A 17,646-nucleotide genomic window follows, 5' to 3' on the forward strand; every position below is an offset into this window, starting at 1 on the left:
CATTTAATACATAAAATTAAGCTCTTTAGTGCTAAACATACTGCTTTCAGGGCTATGGGATTGTTGGTATATCAAACGGTAACTGAGTACCGCCTGGACGTATTCTCGGGTTTCTTTATAAGGAATCGTTTCGATAAAGCTCATTACGTCTAACTTACCGTCTGATTCTTTAAGCCAACGCTTCACGCGATGTGGCCCAGCATTATAAGCCGCAGAGGCTAATACGCGATTATTATTGAATTGTTTAAGTAGCTCAGCATAATAGGCACTGCCCAGTTGTACGTTATATTCAACCTGATATAAATCAGTTTTGCGTTTAAATGTAAGTTTGTTTTTTCGCGCGGTTTCTTTAGCGGTTGCAGGCATTAGTTGCATTAAACCACGGGCGCCGACACCTGATGTAGCATAGGGGTAAAATGCGCTTTCACGTCGTGCGATAGCGCGCACTTCGTCAATATTGACCTTATATATTTTACTGGCCTTTTCAAATTCAGCTTGGGCAGCAGGTGGAAAACGTAGTTGTAAACTGTTCCATTGCTTTGCTTGAATACTGGCTTCAACACTATAGTCAAACCAGCCTTGTTCAAGGGCGTACAGTCCATACTCTGCACGCATTGGATTGCTCTGCCTGCGAAGCATGTGCACCCACTCATTACGAGCATCACGGGTTTTATCCATGGCAATCAGTTCAATAATTCTCGCCATGGCTGGATCATCATTTAATCTCGCGGCAAGAACAGGGTTTGACTGTAAGTTGTCATCGTTCATTGCCAAGGGCGCTTTGATGGTTTGTGCGGTGTGAAAACCGTAAAAGTTACGCGCTTGACTTAACTGTTTGGCAATTTGTGCTGATGTTTGTTTATCGGCATCATTTTTAGCGTTTTCTTCAAGATAGCGTGCTTGCCAATATTGCCAGCGGGAATCATCAATCACGTCGTCACTTAGTAATGCGAGGTAATGTTTGATGGTGGCAGTGTCTTGTTCGCTAATGGCCCAACGTAGACGAATTTGAAACAAGTCATCTGAGTCTAATATAGGTAAGCTCGCGTCGATATGTTCAAGTAAATCAGCTTCTTTGTAAATTAAAGCACGGCGGACAATATAACGATTAAGTTGTTGTCCTTTAATGGCATTAAAGCGATTCGCTTTGTCATACTTTTTGTAAAGTTTGACTGCTTGTTTTAAATCTTTGCGTGCCAGTTTGCGCAGCCCTACAGTGACAATGTCGCCAACCATGGGAGATTTAGACGAGAACTTACGAGTATGACGCAAGCTATTCGGGTCGCGATAAACCGAAATAAGCAGATCTGCTTCAGCTTTATTCTTAGTAATCTTTCTAGCCAGATATTGAGTTAAACCGTATTGGCTTTCATTAAAGCTTAATAGCATTCTTGACCATATTAATGCTTGAGTTCGCTTACCTGCTTTAGTCCATTCGCTAAATAAAACATCACACTCCTTAGGACGAGAACGGCCATATTGCCATAACCTTTCTGCGCCGTCGTAGGCAATTTTTTCATTACCTTGGGACAATTGGGCGCGAAAGTAATAACACTGCAAAGCTGTATCGTTAGGGACCGTCGGTGAGATAGCAAGAAAGTTGTCCCACTGTTTTCGATTACCTACATTTTTCAGATACCGATAGCGCAGAGTATTGTATAGCGGGGTTTGATTGAATGCTTCTATGGCTTGATGGGCTTGCTTGCCATTAAGGTTTGATATGCTTGCACTTTTTTCATGATAATCAAGGTATACATTAAGTGGGTAATCACCAAGCTGCTGGCGTAATTTTTGGTAAGTTTTCATTTGTTTTTTATCCAGTGCTATACGTGCATCCAGATAAAGCTGCTGTTGAGCGCTATAAGTGATTTCTTTAGCGCTAACGCAATGACTAAAGCCCTGCAAAAATAGCAGAGCAACCGTGACAATTGAAAAATACACCATGTTACGCATAATAATGAGATCTCCGTCTCAGTACGACTTCGTTGCGAAAACTCAACTTTAGTATTTATAGTATTGGTATTATTCGCCAGTTGGAATAATACGGCTTAAGTATTTCTACCCTGTGTTTCAGGTAAGCTCAACAAAAATAATAGTGCAAATGCTCACTTATGCGCTGCTAAATCGGTTTTAATCGTTTTAAAATACCCTTTAGTGCTCTTTTGAATCATCTAATGCTTTATTAATGAGTTGTGGATCTAAATTTTTACTGGTTTCGACCCCTAGGTTTTGCATGATATGTGCTTGCCTTATTAGGTTGCCTTTACCTTGTGACAATTTACTCATTGCTTGCTGATATGTTTTGTCTGCGGTTTCTAACGCGCGGCCTAATTTGTCCATGTCTTCAACATAACCACATAGCTTGTCGTAAATCTTAGCTGCTTGAGCGGCAATGCTTTGAGCATTTTGATTTTGATATTCATAACGCCAAATATTGTTAATGGTGCGCAGAGCAACTAATAAGTTTGTTGGACTGACAAGCATAATATTATGATCAAGGGCAAAGCTTACCAAAGCAGGGTCTGACTCAAGTGCTAATAAAAATGCAGGTTCAATTGGAATAAACATCAACACATAATCAAGGCTCTTAAGACCGTGTAGTTTGTGATAATCCTTTTGGCTTAAGCCCTTAATGTGCTGGCGAATCGATAAGGCCAGTTCTTTAATCGCTTGCTGTTGAACGATTTCATCATCACTATTAAAGAATCGCTCGTAGGCAACCAGTGACATTTTTGCGTCAATGACCACATCTTTTTGCTCTGGAAGGTGAACAATGACATCGGGTTTAAAGCGTTTGCCTTGCTCATCTTTTAAATCTTGCTGGGTGTCATATTCATGACCTTCACGTAAACCACTTTCTTGTAGTACACGTTCAAGGATGACTTCACCCCAATTACCTTGTTGCTTATTGTCACCTTTAAGCGCTTTGGTGAGGTTAATTGCATCTTGGCTCATTTTAAGATTGAGATCTTTAAGGTGATCAAGTTGGTGTTTTAAAGCACTTCGCTCAGTTTGCTCTTGAGTATATGATTCGCGGATTTGTTGTCTGAACCCTTCAAGTTGTTGTTTAAGCGGCCCTAGAACGCCATCAATTTGAGTGACATTTTGCTGTTTAAAGTTTTCGCTTCTTTCTTCAAAAATACGATTAGCAAGGTTTTCAAATTGAAGCTTTAATCTTTCTTCTGCACTTTCTAGTAAAGCTATTTTGTCATTCAATGCGACTTTTTCGGTATTCGCTTGGGTTTGAATACTTTGTTGCATTGCATTTGATTTGGAAAGCGCCAGTTGAGTCTCCATGAACTTACGCTGGCCGTCAGCTAAGGTTTGTTCTAATTGAGGAATACGCTCGGCTTGAGCTTCTAATTTTGATAATTGGGCAATGAGTAATTCTGATCTTTCTCTTGTTTGAGCCAGTGCTTGTTCTTTGTCTTCAATCTGTTGCGCTAATAGCTGCTGTTTTATCTCAAAATCAGATTGTTGCTGAGTCATCTCAGCCGCAATTTTGTCTCGATGTTGTTCCCAACGTTGACGAGTTAACCGTTGATTAAGTAATGCGCCTATGAGTAAACCTAAAAAGGCCGCTGCGGATAATGCGATGATTTCAGCGATAGATAAAGAAGTAGGAAGCGTCATGATGTCGACCAGATAAAAATGATGCTTAAGATTCTCATGCCGCTAGTATGGGCGCAAGGGAGTTAAAGTGGATTTAATACTTAAGCGCTTAATTAATAAACTCAAAAGCTAAACTTTTTGAAATTTATATTCGTATTAAACTGTCTTATAGTTAATCGCAGTGAATAATCTCGTTTTTCGGGAATAGCAAGGAGTAGTTTATGGTGTCTAAAAAAGGCTTTACTAAGGGCGTTGGCAATACGCCTTCTTGGTCTCTTAAGGAAAATGAAGTGACACCTGAAAGTGTATTTAGTGATAGACGTAACATCATTAAAGCACTTGGGCTTGGCGCTTTAGGGGCAAGTTTACCAGGGCAAGTTCAAGCAGGATTATTTGATTTGTTTGGCGGCGAAGAAAAGCCTCCTTTTGCTGTACAGGGACTTGATTACAGTAAGCCTAATCAATTCCAAATAGTTGATCGTTTAACCCCTGAAGATAAAATCACTCGCCATAATAACTTTTATGAGTTCGGTACCAGCAAACAAGATCCGTTTGACAATGCGCAGCAGTTTCAAGTTAATCCATGGGAGCTCAGGATTGAGGGTTTAGTGGATAAGCCGTTAACGCTCGATTTGAATGACTTAACCACCAAATTTGATCTTGAAGAACGGATTTATCGTTTACGCTGCGTAGAGGCATGGTCGATGGTTGTTCCTTGGGTAGGGTTTTCATTAGCTGAATTACTTAAGATGGCAGGAGTGTCGAATAAAGCGACTCATGTTGCATTTGAAACTCTATTCGACCCAGATCAGATGCCTGGTCAAAGAAATCGTTTAATGGGCGGGGGTATTCATTACCCTTATGTTGAAGGATTAACGATTGCTGAGGCGATGAATGAATTACCATTCTTAGCCGTTGGACTCTACGGCAAAACCTTACCGCCACAAAATGGAGCGCCAGTGCGTTTAGTTCTACCGTGGAAGTATGGTTTCAAAAGCATTAAATCGGTGGTTAAAATTCGCGTAACAGATAAACAGCCACCAACCAGTTGGAACCAATTGGCACCACATGAGTATGGCTTTTATGCCAATGTAAACCCGCAAGTTGATCATCCTAGGTGGTCACAAGCCTCTGAACGAAGTATTGGTGAGGGTGGGTTATTTTCAGCGAAACGTATTCCGACACAAATGTTTAATGGCTATGGTGAACAAGTAGCCGATCTGTATAAAGGTTTAGATTTAAGGAAGTTCTATTGAAGCGCTTAACTCAAAGAGGATTATTTTGGCTTAAAGTATGCCTGCATATTAGTTTTTTAAGCCCAATAATTTATCTAGTTTTGATGGTGTTAACTGATAATGCTGGTGGTGATCCAGTGCAGTATATTATTCATTATACAGGCATGGGCGCGCTGAATGCTTTAGTGGTAACCTTGCTAATTTCACCGCTTGCTAAGCGATTTAAGCAAGGCTTGCTACTGCAAACTAGAAGGTTAGTGGGCTTATATGTGTTTGCTTATGCTTGTTTACATATTGCCGCCTTTATTAGTTTAGATTTACTTTTTGCTTGGGGATTTTTGTTTGAAGAGATTGTTAAACGTCCGTATATTTTAGTCGGCGCTGCCAGTTTGATTATTGCGACGCTGTTAGCATTAACGTCTTTTCAAGCGGTAAAGCGTAAACTGGGAAAACGCTGGCAGTCTTTGCATAATTGGATTTATGTTATGGCAATACTCGCGCCGATCCATTTTTACTGGTCAGTTAAATCTGAAATTATCGAACCCAGTATTTTTATTGGCATCTTCGCTTTGTTACTTTGGTACAGACGAAAATCTATCAAACAGTGGCTATTTGGTAGAGCATAGTTTTTTGCCTAAACGTTTTACATAAGCACTTTACATAAGCTCATTGCATTAGTCCTTAACGATAGACTTTTACAATAGATTTTAATTAAAGCCAGAGACAGTTTGGTTTAGTGCTCCCGCTGAAACCTTGATTGATTTTTTGTTATCAATAAAGGGAGGCTAAACCGCTTCTGTTTACTGACTTTGATTTTGTGTCATACCTTTGTTACTTTTGGCTTTTTCACATCTTGGTTTCTTGTTACTTTCCCTATCTCTTTGATATATTACGCGGCGCTGGAATAGCCAGTCATAATTGGAGACGAGAATGAAAACGACCGACTATCCTCCTAGTAGAAAGGGAGAAAAATAACACCTGTCGGCCTGTCAATTTTGTCTAGCCCTTCAGTGGCTTAGAACACATTCAATATGCTGTTATCTTTTTATTTTTTCTCCCAAATCTCTACTCGACACCACAAATACATTTGTATTTAAAATGATTAGCATCTTTTAAAGGTGGCTAATGGATAATACCTGCCGTTTATCAATTGGTTGGTTAAGCTATACATGATAGAGAGATATACCATGAAGCTAATGAATAAAGCCTTAGCTTATGATTCAGTGTCATTACCGAATGAAGAGTCTACCCCAAATACCAAAATATTTACTCAATACACTCAAGATGAACAAATAGCGTTGTTGACCTCAATGCCTATTGAAGACGCAGTTAATATTCTTGGTGGGTGCTCTGTTGTGCATGTGCAAAAGTTGATTGCTGAATTAGATATTGTTGGTGAAGATGTTAGAGCAAGGCATTTTGCTCATCAGTTAGGGATCATTCTCTCAGAGGTTGAACCCCACAAAGGCTATTTAAACACAGGGGTTTTCGCCCACGTTCAGCAGCGAATAGGCTGGATTATAGGTTTAGCGTTGTTAGGGATTGTATCAGGGTTAATTATTGCCAGTTATGAAGATACCCTGAGCCAATTAATGCTGTTAGCGATTTATATGCCTGTTATTGCAGCTGCTGGTGGTAACACTGGGGCTCAAGCGGCAACCTTAGTGATTAGAGCACTCGCCACTGGAGAGCTTAAAAAGCGTCAGTGGTTGTCGGTACTTTGGAAAGAAAGCAGAGTGGCGTTAATTATTGGTTTGGTGATTGCGCTTGTTATTGTCGCAAGGGTGATGTTTTTCAGTGATGGTATGTCAACGGGAGGCTTTGAGTTAGAGCTTATTGCCAGTGCAGTTGCTGTGGCACTGTTTATTCAAATCAGCATATCAACAACACTTGGTGGTGTGTTACCGATTATTGCTAGAGCATGTAAATTAGATCCCGCAGTACTTGTTAGCCCATTACTGGCATCGATTGTCGATATTTCTGGTATGTGGATTTACTTCAGTATTGTGAATGCGTTCTTAGGCATTAGCTAACAAAATTATTTGGCAAAAATATCGCTTGCCAGACACAAAAAAGCCGAGTTGAACTCGGCTTTTTTGTGTCTAATTCTGGCTATCTAAATAAACAATCTTTATGTTTTGGAGGGTTAACTAAGCCATTTATACAGTAACTTGAGAATAAGCTGAAGCCAATAACACTGCCCATAATTACGGCGAGCAAGTACCAGTCTTGCTGCATGGAAATTCTAAGGTCAATATATTGGAAAGTAACAACGCCCCAGACGCCAAATGTGCCAGCGAGGAGACCTAATTGAAGGATACGATTTATGAAGTTATTTTTGAGTAATGCCAGCAACGGCAACATGGTGCACAACACTGCTAGATTTATTTGACCGTAACGCATGAAATGCGCTGCCAGTAATATATAAGCTAAAGTGATAAAAACAAGGCGCCACCACATGGTAGTTTCCTTCTACAAATTTAAGTGAAATTAGGCTAAGAGGCGGCAATATAGCGGCAAAGGAGAATATATTCTCATGCGTAAATCACAAAACGGCGTTTTGAAGTGTGCTTTAGGTGACAAAGGTCTAATAGTCTAGGTTTAATCGAATTAACTGAGAATAAAAACAAGGGAAACTACAGAGGTGAAAAAAGTGGTCGGGATAACAGGATTTGAACCTGTGATCTCTTGTCCCCCAGACAAGCGCCTTACCGGACTAGGCCATATCCCGAGCATTCTGTTTCGCTGCATAGACTATCAATAAGGTATTTTACAGGCAACCTGTTTGGTGAAAAATACTTTCAATCGATTGTTAAGTAAACGATAAATCAATTTTATATTATTGATTGTAAAGTCTTCGTCCTTCACGCATCACTTGAATAAGCTCGGGAGCACTCAGTTTTTGTTTAAGTTGTTTCTGGTAATTAATATCATAAATACGATATTTCCCATGGCGGTCTAAAACAGTAATCTCAGATTTTTGATAAATAGCAAAGGTGCGGCTATCACCAATATAAACCCATTTTTGCTGACTAGGTTGTAGCAGGCTATAGCCAGAACTGTAGTCCGTAGTTGAGTTATTACAATGTAATACTTGGCTCATTATTGTCGGTACAATACCAAAATGACTGGTGCGATAGCTGACAGTATCAGCAGATACTTTTGGCCAATGCATGACAAACGGCACTTTAACATTACCAGGGGAAAGATCTTGGTTAACCTCAGATGGGTTACTGCTAAATATTTGTCCATGGGTACCAGTAATCATGATCAGAGTGTCATCACCAACATGATTAAGTAACTCTTTAAGTTGTTGATCAATAAAGTACAAAGACTGTCGATATTGGTTATACAATACTTTTTGTGCTGGCTTTACATCAATGTGCGGCTTAATCGTTTCAATCCCTAAAAAGCCAATTGGGGTGTCATAATGTTTTGGGGCAGATAAATTGACTAGCGAGAACCAATGAGATTGCTGACTTGCGCTCCAATCAATAAACGCCTGAACATTTTTCATGTCTGTTTGCGCGCTGCCTTCTTCACTCTCGTTAGTTATGACAGAGAGTCCGTCAAATATTGAGCGATTGTCGAATACTTTTTCATTTTCTTCAGATAGAAAAATAGCTTGCTGGTAACCCGCTTGATCCATCGCCACAGTCATAACTGGCGGCGTGTGATAAAACTCTTTTCTATCACCATAGTTACCCTGTAAGCCATAAAACATGGCAAACATGCCGGTTTTAAATTGATTTCCGCCACTGAAATGGTCAGTAAATTGTTTATTGTCATTCTGATATTGGCTTAAGAATGGCATGGTGAGTTCATTGACCATATCAGCTCTTAAACCATCAACAGAAACAATTAGCACATTAGTTTGTTGTGAAAGTAGTGCAGGATCTTTGCATTGCAAAGGCAGTATTGGGTAGCTGAGGTTTCTTGATTTGGTTTGATATCGGTTATCGTCACTATTGGTTCCTTCAATGCCGTGGCTCTCCATGAAAGAGCGCGCCGTAGCAGGATAAGATAGCGGGTAAGTGTCATCAAAACGGGTAATTTGAGTTACATCAGAGGCATCTGCCCAAATATGGACTAAATGGCTACTGATAAAGCATATGCCGACGAAGGCTATTGCTTTATTACCAAACTGCTTTTTCTCTAATTTTTCAATTCGTTTCCAAATAAAATTAGCCGCGGTCAGTTCAATTAATATAATCGCTGTCGGGGTAGCGATATAGGAGGTACTTTTTAACAGAGCATTGAGATCTGTCCAGGCAAGATCGAACGCAAAAGGACTTAAATGAATACCATAATCATCAAAGACAATGGTGTCATAAAGCAAAATACACAGGCCTAATGTCGCAACGAGTGCGGCATAACCACGTAATATTTTTGAATAGGGTAGTAAAAGGGTAATAGGGAATAGAAAGACGACATAGACAATGAAGGCTAAAAAACTGAAATGACCAATGGTGCTAATAGCTAGGTAACCCCAACCAATAATGGTTTCTGGGTAACCAACACTGCTTAAATAGCGGGCGCCAATTATCATAGCTAAAAAGCCATTAAAGAAGGCAAACCAATGGCCCCAATTTACAAGGCGTGACACTTTGTCACGGGTCATCTGTTTTTTACGCTCAACCATGCGGTATCGTTTTCCTAATCCTATCTGGAATCAAAATCTATTAGCCCTGATGCAAAGTATAAAAATAGCATATCTTTGAACAATTTAAATGGCGTTTAGTTTGATCTTTAACTTAGACCTATCTTTGGGTCTTGAGTTTTACTTAGTCAGCTTTAACTGATTGTGCTAATGCTTTAGCGAACTGTTCAGCTACCGCTTGACGAGATTCACTCGGTACTTTGTTTTCAAGTAAGTGTGAAACGCAATTGCCTAATACCATCAGGCTTAAATCAGTTGGTGCTTGGTGCTTATTAAGTACTGCTAAAAGCTCAGTTATTAATGCTTCAACTTGGGTGTTGGTATATTTAGATTGGATAGCCATAATCAGAAAAGTTCAAAAAGTAATGAATTAGCCCATTATTATATCGGATTTCATCCGCTGTTGCTGCAAGTTTCTAATGTTCAAAATTACATCAAATCTCAGCGGTTTATCTGGGTTTACTAACCCCTTTGGCTCTTATCGCTTTGCTGAAGTTTATTTAGCTTAACTGATTTGTAATTGCGCATTTTTGCGAAGATTTTTTTAAGACTTTTTACTCTGGTCTGTTATGATATTGAACGCTATTTCGCTTCCATTAATAGAGATCAGTCAGGGCTTATGAGCATCAATATCGAGCAAGCAATTATCCACGAAATTTCCCAAGACAGTCAGGGACAGTTAAGTTGTCGTCTTAGACCGCAGCCGCTATTAAATAGCAATGCTGTTGAGTCTATGTTGGAAGAATTACATCAAACTTACACTGGAAAAGCGGGTAAAGGCTTTGGTTTCTTTGGTACTCATGGCGAAGATGGTGAAGCAAATCCGGCTTTTTCTAATGCATTAAATGAATATCGTAGCGGCGAGTTAGGTTTTGTTGAGTTCAGTAGTGCGGCGAGTAAATTACTCCAAGAGGAACTCGCAAAATATGACTTTAGCCAAGGTGGCTTCTTATTGATGTCATGTTATACCAGCATGACAAGTGACTATTTATTTGTTGCCTTATTGAATGCTAAACCATCGATGACTGTTTTAGATGATATGGAGCTATCGCAGAATAATCATTTGGATCTAACTAATGTTCAGTTAGCTGCACGTATTGATTTAACAGAATGGCAAGCAGATAAAGAATCGCGCAAATATATTTCATTTGTTCGCGGTCGTGCAGGTCGTAAAGTGGCTGATTTCTTCTTAGACTTCATGGGTTGTGTTGAAGGTGTTAACACTAAAGCACAGAATAAAACCTTAATGCACGCAGTCGAGGATTTTGTTGCCAGCAGTGAATTGACTAAGGATGAACGCCAACAATGCCGTGATAAAGTGTTTGATTACTGCAGTGAACGCGCTGATGAAGGTGCTGACATTGAAGTAAAAGATTTAGCTGATGAACTTGCTGACTCGGGTATGGATTCTTTTTATGACTTTGCCTGTGGTGGAACTTATGAATTAGATGAAGAGTTTCCTGCTGATAAAGCTAGCTTACGTACCTTGAAGAAGTTTTCAGGTACTGGCGGCGGCGTGACGCTAAGTTTTGATGGCGGCCATTTAGGTGAGCGAGTCATATATGATCCTATTTCAGATACCTTATTGATTAAAGGTGTACCAGCAAACTTGAAAGATCAGTTAGATCGTCGCCTTAAAGGTGAATAAAACATCAAATTTAAATTAAAGCGTCCATTTGGACGCTTTTTTTTGCTTTTAATATGTGAAATTAAGGTTTTCAGTTAATATTCGATGTTATTTGCTTGTTATGACATTTATCAGTTTTATTTTTAGATTATTTTAGTACACTAGCCAAAAATTTAACCTATTGACGGTGATTGCTTTTTAAGTGGTTACTAGGGGGGAAGCATGATAACAGCCTATGTTTATAATCAGCGAAAGTTAACGGTCCACGAACTCAATGTTCACGACAGTATACCCGAGCAAACATTATGGTTAGATATGTTCAAGCCCAATGATGATGAAAGGGAATGGTTGAGTCGTTTTTCGGTAGAGGAAGTACCTGACGAAGAAGATATCAATGAAATTGAAGCCTCAGCACGTTTTTTTCAGAGTAAAGATGGTCTGCATATTAACTCTTTGTTCCCGCAGCGTTCTGGGTCTGATGTGCGTGCAATTAACGTGTCATTTAACTTACGTAAAGATTTTTTACTGACCATTCGTGAAGAAGATGTCGGTCTTATTCGCCTGCTGCGTAACTACTTACGCTTAGGTCGTTTAGATGCCACGACACCTCAAGGTTTAATGCTGGAGTTATTCCATCTGAAAGTTGATTATTTATCAGATTTAATCGAAGACGTGTATGCGGTCTTAGATAATGTCAGCTCGAAAGTGTTTAATGATGAAGAATTAGATGAAGTTTTCAAGATGATCACCTTGCAAGAAGATTCAAACGGCAAAATTCGTTTGAGCTTGCTCGATACGCAGCGTTCGTTAAGGTACATTCAGCGTTATTACCGTGAGCATTTATCTGAAGAGAACATTAAAGACTTACGTGAGATGTTATCTGATATTGAATCCTTAATGCCTCACAGTCAGTTCATTTTTGATAAATTGAATTTCTTACTGGATGCCGCAATGGGCTTTAGTGGTATTCAACAAACCAAAATTATTAAAATATTCTCGGTTGCTGCGGTGGTCTTTTTACCTCCAACCGTGATTGCCAGTAGTTATGGAATGAACTTTGCCAATATGCCAGAACTAGATTGGCGTTTTGGTTACCCTATGGCTATTGGGTTAATGCTTGCCAGTGCCAGTGGTACTTATTTATTTTTTAAACGTAAAGGTTGGTTATAAAGCCATTTAACGGTTTGGTCTTTAAGATAAAAAGCCATTAATAACTGAGTTATTAATGGCTTTTTTGTGCTTGTTATATACAGACTATGGCTGACCGATACCGTAGCTAATTCGCTCTCGTGGGTTTAGATATTTAAAAATATTTTCAGGCAAGGCTGATACAGGTAAGCAGCGTACGATACTGATTTCTTCACGCTCTAAATCAATTATCGGTGCTTGCTCTTTTGGTACTAAAGGATCGTACAGCATGATTTGCGGAAATAAGATTTTATTCAGATTAACCGACATCACCATACCAAACTGACCACTGGATAACTCAATTACACTGCCCGGTGGATAAATACCGATAGTTTTGATTAGTTTGCCAACATATTCAGTATTAAGCTTTTTTTGGTAGTTTTTATAAATTAAGCCAAGTGATGCGTATGGGGTTTTGGCTTTTGAGGTTTTGGTGCCATTGCATAAATCATCGTATTCATTGACCACAGCGATTAACTGAGAGAATTTGTCTAAATCATCACCCTTTAAGCCTTTAGGGTAGCCTGAACCGTCAATAAATTCATGATGGTTAGCAATCATAGGTTTAGCTTGCTCAGGGAAGGTATCTGCTAATTTGAGAAAGTTCAGACTCATTAATGGATGCTGCTTAATCAGGTTTTGTTCTGGTTTAGTTAGCGGCACTTGCTTATTGAGAATATTACTGGGTATTTTGAGTTTGCCAACATCATGAAATAAGGCACCTAAACCGATTAATTCTATATCTTCTCGATTCCAATTTAAGCTTTTAGCCAACATCATACACATAACGGAAACGTTTAAAGAGTGATGGTAAATCAAGTCACCGGGCTTAGCATCGCCCATTAAATGTAAAACTAAATCATCAGAGCTCAGTAACATATTTGTCATTGAGCTAACCATGTCTTTCGCATCATTAACAGAGTTTAAGGGACGGCTTCCTAACTTTGAAACTGTCGATCGCATCATAGACAAAGAACGGTCAAATTGTTGTTCAGTTTTCTTGATACTGCGACGAAGTTTTTTTTGCGATTCAATTTGATCTTGCTTGTATTGATCCATCTCAAGCTTGAGTTCATCTAAGCCATCTTCTTTAATCAATCCAGCTTTTGACTTAGCTTCTTCTTTATCAAGTAGCTTCACATCACTGCGTTCGGTATCAAAATAGACTTGTTCAATCCCGAGGCTTTTGATTAATTCAATTTGAGATTGGGTTTTGACTTTAAAATTGCTGAACAGAAAGGGATGATCTTTCCACGAGACAGGTAAGCGAATAAAGTTACCCACTTGAATTTGATTAATAGAAACTTTTACAGAGTTTTTCATAGGTTAAAGCAAGTACCCGAAGCCATCTTTTATAATTTGAATTGCCAATGATGAGCTGACTGTTTTGCCAATTTATCAATTCCATGGCAGCATATTATCATTACATTATAAAAAGTGCTGATTTAATATGGATTTTATTGAAGTCATTCCAAATGCATTAACTGATGATCTCTGTGACAGGTTAATCAATGCATTTGAACAACATGATGGTGTTATTGAAGGTAAAACTGGTCAAGGAGTCGATAGAGATAAGAAACGAAGTTTTGATTTAACTCTAGATAATCATAAGGATATGACACAGCTTAAAAATGAGCTGTTACAAAATACCTTAAAACATACTGCAGATTACTTTAAACAATACCCAATGGCTCTAATGGGAGCTGTATCTGTGTCTGTTGCTGATGAACAAGGAAAGCCTGCGACTTTATCACCTGATAACTTTGCTTTATTGGGGGAGCCAAGAGCTGAAGCTTTAACTAAGTATTTATATCGAAGTGGTGTAATCAATTTACAGAAATACAATCATGGTGTCGGCGGATACCCGCATTGGCATTCAGAACATTTCCCACAAACAGGTTCACATGAAGCACTGCATCGCGTGCTGTTATATATGTTTTACCTTAATGATGTAGAAGACGGCGGTGAAACTGAGTTTTATTATCAAAACAAGTCGATTAAACCTCAAAAAGGAACCATGGTAATAGCGCCTGCTGGATTTACTCATACCCATAAAGGTAATACACCTATCAGCAGTGATAAGTATATTGCGACTTCATGGATTATGTTTAACAAAGCAGAGCATTTATATGCGCCAATCAAATAATAAATAAAATGATAACGAGGAGATAAACCCTCGTTACTTTATTATTGTGGTGGAATTTTTATGGTGAATTTTGCGCCTAGTAAATGACTTTCGGTAATAGACAGTAAGCCATGATAACTGCTTACAATCTCATTACAGACAGCTAGCCCAATCCCTTGTCCTGGTGATTGGGTATCTGCTCTTACGCCGCGTTGTAAAATTCGCTCTTTTATCGCATCGTCAACTCCAGGCCCATCATCCTCAACGATGAGTGTTGCATTGCCGTCAAGGTCGATTCTTGCTGAAATTATCACTTCACTAATGGACAGTCTGAAAGCGTTTTCCATCAAATTACCGCAAAGCTCCATTAGATCGCCTTTATTAATCGGGAAGCTAACTTCAGGGTCAACATTAACCGTAAACTTCACACCTTTGTCACGGTAAATCTTAAATAACATTTGCGAAAGTTGCTCAACCATTGGACGAACGAGTGTTTGTTCGTGCACTAGGCCTTGGCGCCCAACCAGTGCGCGTTTTAACTGATATTTTACCAGCTGATCCATTTGACCCACTTGCTGCATAATCTTGTCACTGGCATCAGCTTTACTCAAAGAATGATCATCAGTAATGGCATGCACAGCTGCTAATCGTGTTTTAAGACTATGGGCCAAATCATTCATCGCATTTTGGTAGCGTTCCTGCTGATCGCTTGACTGGACTAATAATTGGTTTAGTGCTTGGGTTACGCCTTCTAGTTCATGGGGGTAACCGTCAGAAAGTGCCTCTTTTTTGCCATCACCAATGGCTTGTAATTCACTTTTTAGTCTTGCCATAGGGCGCATTCCCCAATAAGCGGCACTAATCAGTAATATAAAGGCGAGCATCATCACGACAGTCAAACGCAGGTAGGTGAGTTTTTTGAAGCGTTTGAATTCGTTTTCAACAGAATCAGCATCTTTTAATACCACCATATTGTATTGAGTTTGGTTTAACTCAACGGGTAAAAGGTAGGCAAAGTAGGACTTTTTATCTGACATAGTGAGGTAATAGGGAGGGCTCGTGTCAGCTATTGACTCAAATCGCTGACATATATTGTTAAGACCACTCTTTCTTGCCAGTGTGGAAACCCAAACTTCGTCAAAGGTTTGTGTACAACTGGCCATCATATAGCTTTTTTGTTTATTATTTTCATTGAGCCAATTATTGTCAGCAGGAATGAGATCGTGCTCTCTAAGCTCTGCCGCAATTTGAGGCATTTCAGCAATCAGTTGTGAGGTTTCTTTATTATAACTATTTTGAGCATGTAAAATGGTCACAGACCATGCAAGCCCAAAGCCCACCAATGCAATGATGGTTAACGAAGTAATAAACATCCGCGTGAGTAGACGCTTTTTGGGCATAAAATTTAGCTGCATGGTAAATTAAATTTATATCCTTGGCCGCGAATAGTGGCAATCGGGTTTTCAATCCCACCTTTATTGAGCTTTTTACGAATTCTACTGACCATAACTTCAATGGTATTAGGGTCACCTTCTTTGTCGCCATAGACCACGTCTAATAAGCGTTGTTTCGCTACCACCTCATGACAATGTCGCATTAAGTATTCTAAAATTAGGTATTCAAATGCGGTCACTTCCATGTTTTCATCATTCAGACTAACTTGTTTTGCCGCTAAATCGAGCTGTAAAGTACCACTACGGATTGTCGGTTTTACAAAACCAGCACTACGTCTAACTAGAGCATCTAAACGTGCCACTAGTTCTTCTTTTTGAAATGGTTTGACTAAGTAATCATCAGCGCCTGCATTTAATCCTTCGACTTTATCTTGCCAGTTCACTCTGGCAGTCAAAATCAAAATAGGGGCCTTAACATCCGCATTACGGATTTCAGATATCAGTGTTATTCCGTCTTTGTCAGGTAAGCCTAAATCCACAATGGCGATATCAATAGGGTAATTAGTCGCTTGATAAAAGCCTTCTTTGGCAGTGAGTGCAACTTGTACTTGGTTACCTAATTCAGACAGCTGTACGTTTAAATGATGGGATAAGATTGGATCGTCTTCAATGACTAAAATTCTCATATTAATACTCTTAGAAATAAATGTGTGAACTCGATATTTAGCTCAGGAACAAAAAACGATTTTGCAATGTTTAGTTATTAGTAAGTTAATCTTAAATAACGGTTTGCTTACGATGAATTTGATAAAATATTAACTTATCTTTACTTAACAATTACTGACTGTAATTGTTAATAGCTAGTTCGACAAGCAGCTATTTCTAGCAGGGTTAATGTAAACGGATCGACTAAGCGAGATAGTCATTTAGTAAACTAACCAAAATCGTGATAGCAACGCCCATGAATATCACACCAGTTATCGCATCGATTAATCTGCTACCTTTTGCCATTTTTTGCTGAATCACGGGCTTTGTTAATACTAACGCAAGAAAGCTAAACCAAAATAAAGACAAGATAAATAGTAGGCTAGCAGCAGCGACTTTTGTTTCGGTCGTGACTTGAGGGGTCACCAAAACGGTGAAAATAGTGATAAAGAAAATCAGTGCTTTAGGGTTAAGCATGTTGGTGTATAAGCCTAAACGAAACCCTTTTGCTGGAGTGAGTACATTGAAGTTTTCTGTTGAAACTTTACTATTTTTAGTATTAGCCGTTTCAGTACTAGCCTTTTCAATATTACTTTTTACATTATTTGCTATGTCAGGCTCAAGATTCGCGTCCGCAATATCTTCTCTTACAGCATTGTTACTTACTAAAGAAGGGTTTGAATGTGTTTTAAATGATTTTAATACTGAACTTAATGCACCAAATCCCATGTAAGCAAGATAACTAATGCCAATTATCTGTACTGCAAGATAAGCCATTTCTGACTGTTGGATCATTAAACTAATCCCCAAAAGCGACAGCAAACTGTGGACTAAAATTGCGATGCTGATGCCAAAAGCGCACATTAATGCTGTTTGTCGAGTTTGTTGGGTTGAGGTTTTTACAATAATCGCAAAATCAGGACCTGGACTAACGAGTGCAAGACAGTGAATAACAGCGAGCGTTGATAGAAGAGCAAAATCCATTTTATATCCGAATTAAAGTGTAATAAATATACTTAAATATAAGTATTGAAAATATAGACTCAGGCTAGGTTATCTTAAAAACTAAAAAGGCGCCATACGGCGCCTTTGGTTGTAAT

General features: G+C 39.0%; 15 protein-coding genes and 1 tRNA gene. 6 read left to right on the plus strand and 10 right to left on the minus strand.

What is annotated here, in order from left to right:
• Positions 1-3: 3 nt before the first annotated feature.
• Positions 4-1,953 carry a transglycosylase SLT domain-containing protein gene (locus tag BCU84_RS12045; RefSeq protein WP_102528335.1) on the minus strand — a complete coding sequence of 650 codons (1,950 nt, stop codon included), beginning with the start codon at positions 1,951-1,953 and terminating at the stop codon, positions 4-6.
• A gap of 198 nt (positions 1,954-2,151) precedes the next feature.
• Positions 2,152-3,633, minus strand: a complete 1,482-nt coding sequence (gene rmuC / locus BCU84_RS12050; protein ID WP_102528336.1) for a DNA recombination protein RmuC — start codon at positions 3,631-3,633, stop codon at positions 2,152-2,154.
• Positions 3,634-3,833: 200 nt separating this feature from the next.
• On the opposite strand from rmuC, the gene msrP reads away from it, so the two are divergent.
• The 3 genes from msrP (at position 3,834) to BCU84_RS12065 (ending at position 6,880) form a co-directional block, all read left to right on the plus strand.
• Positions 3,834-4,868: a protein-methionine-sulfoxide reductase catalytic subunit MsrP gene (gene msrP / locus BCU84_RS12055; RefSeq protein ID WP_102528337.1), complete on the plus strand. Its 1,035-nt coding sequence runs from the start codon at positions 3,834-3,836 to the stop codon at positions 4,866-4,868.
• Positions 4,865-5,473, plus strand: a complete 609-nt coding sequence (gene msrQ, locus BCU84_RS12060; protein ID WP_102528338.1) for a protein-methionine-sulfoxide reductase heme-binding subunit MsrQ — start codon at positions 4,865-4,867, stop codon at positions 5,471-5,473. The genes msrP and msrQ overlap by 4 nt, the downstream gene beginning before the upstream one ends.
• A 561-nt stretch (positions 5,474-6,034) precedes the next feature.
• Positions 6,035-6,880, plus strand: a complete 846-nt coding sequence (locus tag BCU84_RS12065; RefSeq protein ID WP_102528339.1) for a magnesium transporter — start codon at positions 6,035-6,037, stop codon at positions 6,878-6,880.
• 79 nt (positions 6,881-6,959) lie between these two features.
• Here the strand turns inward: BCU84_RS12065 and BCU84_RS12070 are convergent, their stop codons facing one another.
• The 4 genes from BCU84_RS12070 to BCU84_RS12085 form a co-directional block, all read right to left on the minus strand.
• Complete coding sequence (locus BCU84_RS12070; protein WP_102528340.1) at positions 6,960-7,307, minus strand: hypothetical protein; 348 nt, start codon at positions 7,305-7,307, stop codon at positions 6,960-6,962.
• Between the two features lie 194 nt (positions 7,308-7,501).
• Positions 7,502-7,578: transfer RNA gene (locus tag BCU84_RS12075), tRNA-Pro, on the minus strand.
• A gap of 108 nt (positions 7,579-7,686) precedes the next feature.
• On the minus strand, positions 7,687-9,489 hold the full coding sequence (locus BCU84_RS12080) for a DUF3413 domain-containing protein (protein ID WP_102528341.1): 1,803 nt from the start codon (positions 9,487-9,489) through the stop codon (positions 7,687-7,689).
• Between the two features lie 142 nt (positions 9,490-9,631).
• Positions 9,632-9,850 (minus strand): YejL family protein, encoded by a 219-nt coding sequence (locus BCU84_RS12085; RefSeq protein ID WP_102528342.1) that lies wholly within the window; start codon positions 9,848-9,850, stop codon positions 9,632-9,634.
• Between the two features lie 276 nt (positions 9,851-10,126).
• Here BCU84_RS12085 and yejK point away from each other — a divergent pair, with 276 nt between their 5' ends.
• Entirely contained in the window at positions 10,127-11,155 is a 1,029-nt protein-coding gene (gene yejK / locus BCU84_RS12090; protein WP_102528343.1) for a nucleoid-associated protein YejK, read from the plus strand.
• A gap of 201 nt (positions 11,156-11,356) precedes the next feature.
• Positions 11,357-12,304 carry a magnesium/cobalt transporter CorA gene (gene corA / locus BCU84_RS12095; protein WP_102528344.1) on the plus strand — a complete coding sequence of 316 codons (948 nt, stop codon included), beginning with the start codon at positions 11,357-11,359 and terminating at the stop codon, positions 12,302-12,304.
• 84 nt (positions 12,305-12,388) lie between these two features.
• Here corA and BCU84_RS12100 read toward each other — a convergent pair whose 3' ends face one another.
• Positions 12,389-13,645, minus strand: coding sequence for a DUF3391 domain-containing protein (locus BCU84_RS12100; protein ID WP_102528345.1), 1,257 nt, complete (start codon positions 13,643-13,645; stop codon positions 12,389-12,391).
• A 127-nt stretch (positions 13,646-13,772) separates the two neighbouring features.
• Here BCU84_RS12100 and BCU84_RS12105 point away from each other — a divergent pair, with 127 nt between their 5' ends.
• Positions 13,773-14,468, plus strand: coding sequence for a 2OG-Fe(II) oxygenase (locus BCU84_RS12105; protein WP_102528346.1), 696 nt, complete (start codon positions 13,773-13,775; stop codon positions 14,466-14,468).
• A 41-nt stretch (positions 14,469-14,509) separates the two neighbouring features.
• Here BCU84_RS12105 and BCU84_RS12110 read toward each other — a convergent pair whose 3' ends face one another.
• From BCU84_RS12110 to BCU84_RS12120, 3 genes are all read right to left on the minus strand, one after another.
• Positions 14,510-15,862: a sensor histidine kinase gene (locus BCU84_RS12110; protein WP_102528347.1), complete on the minus strand. Its 1,353-nt coding sequence runs from the start codon at positions 15,860-15,862 to the stop codon at positions 14,510-14,512.
• Positions 15,853-16,527, minus strand: coding sequence for a response regulator (locus BCU84_RS12115; protein ID WP_102528348.1), 675 nt, complete (start codon positions 16,525-16,527; stop codon positions 15,853-15,855). The genes BCU84_RS12110 and BCU84_RS12115 overlap by 10 nt, the downstream gene beginning before the upstream one ends.
• A gap of 223 nt (positions 16,528-16,750) precedes the next feature.
• A complete protein-coding gene (locus BCU84_RS12120) occupies positions 16,751-17,530 on the minus strand; it encodes a LysE family transporter (protein WP_102528349.1) in 780 nt (259 codons plus the stop codon).
• Between the last annotated feature and the right edge of the window lie 116 nt (positions 17,531-17,646).

The sequence above is a fragment of the Shewanella sp. 10N.286.51.B7 genome, from assembly GCF_002873615.1.
GTDB lineage: Bacteria > Pseudomonadota > Gammaproteobacteria > Enterobacterales > Shewanellaceae > Shewanella > Shewanella electrodiphila.

What these genes read in the sequence shown, in the direction of transcription:
- BCU84_RS12115 (WP_102528348.1), bottom strand. Translation starts at nt 16,527, where the DNA reads ATGAGAATTTTAGTCATTGAAGACGATCCAATCTTATCCCATCATTTA.
- yejK (WP_102528343.1), top strand. Translation starts at nt 10,127, where the DNA reads ATGAGCATCAATATCGAGCAAGCAATTATCCACGAAATTTCCCAAGAC.
- BCU84_RS12100 (WP_102528345.1), bottom strand. Translation starts at nt 13,645, where the DNA reads ATGAAAAACTCTGTAAAAGTTTCTATTAATCAAATTCAAGTGGGTAAC.
- BCU84_RS12065 (WP_102528339.1), top strand. Translation starts at nt 6,035, where the DNA reads ATGAAGCTAATGAATAAAGCCTTAGCTTATGATTCAGTGTCATTACCG.
- rmuC (WP_102528336.1), bottom strand. Translation starts at nt 3,633, where the DNA reads ATGACGCTTCCTACTTCTTTATCTATCGCTGAAATCATCGCATTATCC.
- msrP (WP_102528337.1), top strand. Translation starts at nt 3,834, where the DNA reads ATGGTGTCTAAAAAAGGCTTTACTAAGGGCGTTGGCAATACGCCTTCT.
- corA (WP_102528344.1), top strand. Translation starts at nt 11,357, where the DNA reads ATGATAACAGCCTATGTTTATAATCAGCGAAAGTTAACGGTCCACGAA.
- BCU84_RS12070 (WP_102528340.1), bottom strand. Translation starts at nt 7,307, where the DNA reads ATGTGGTGGCGCCTTGTTTTTATCACTTTAGCTTATATATTACTGGCA.
- BCU84_RS12120 (WP_102528349.1), bottom strand. Translation starts at nt 17,530, where the DNA reads ATGGATTTTGCTCTTCTATCAACGCTCGCTGTTATTCACTGTCTTGCA.
- BCU84_RS12085 (WP_102528342.1), bottom strand. Translation starts at nt 9,850, where the DNA reads ATGGCTATCCAATCTAAATATACCAACACCCAAGTTGAAGCATTAATA.
- BCU84_RS12080 (WP_102528341.1), bottom strand. Translation starts at nt 9,489, where the DNA reads ATGGTTGAGCGTAAAAAACAGATGACCCGTGACAAAGTGTCACGCCTT.
- BCU84_RS12045 (WP_102528335.1), bottom strand. Translation starts at nt 1,953, where the DNA reads ATGCGTAACATGGTGTATTTTTCAATTGTCACGGTTGCTCTGCTATTT.
- BCU84_RS12105 (WP_102528346.1), top strand. Translation starts at nt 13,773, where the DNA reads ATGGATTTTATTGAAGTCATTCCAAATGCATTAACTGATGATCTCTGT.
- BCU84_RS12110 (WP_102528347.1), bottom strand. Translation starts at nt 15,862, where the DNA reads ATGCAGCTAAATTTTATGCCCAAAAAGCGTCTACTCACGCGGATGTTT.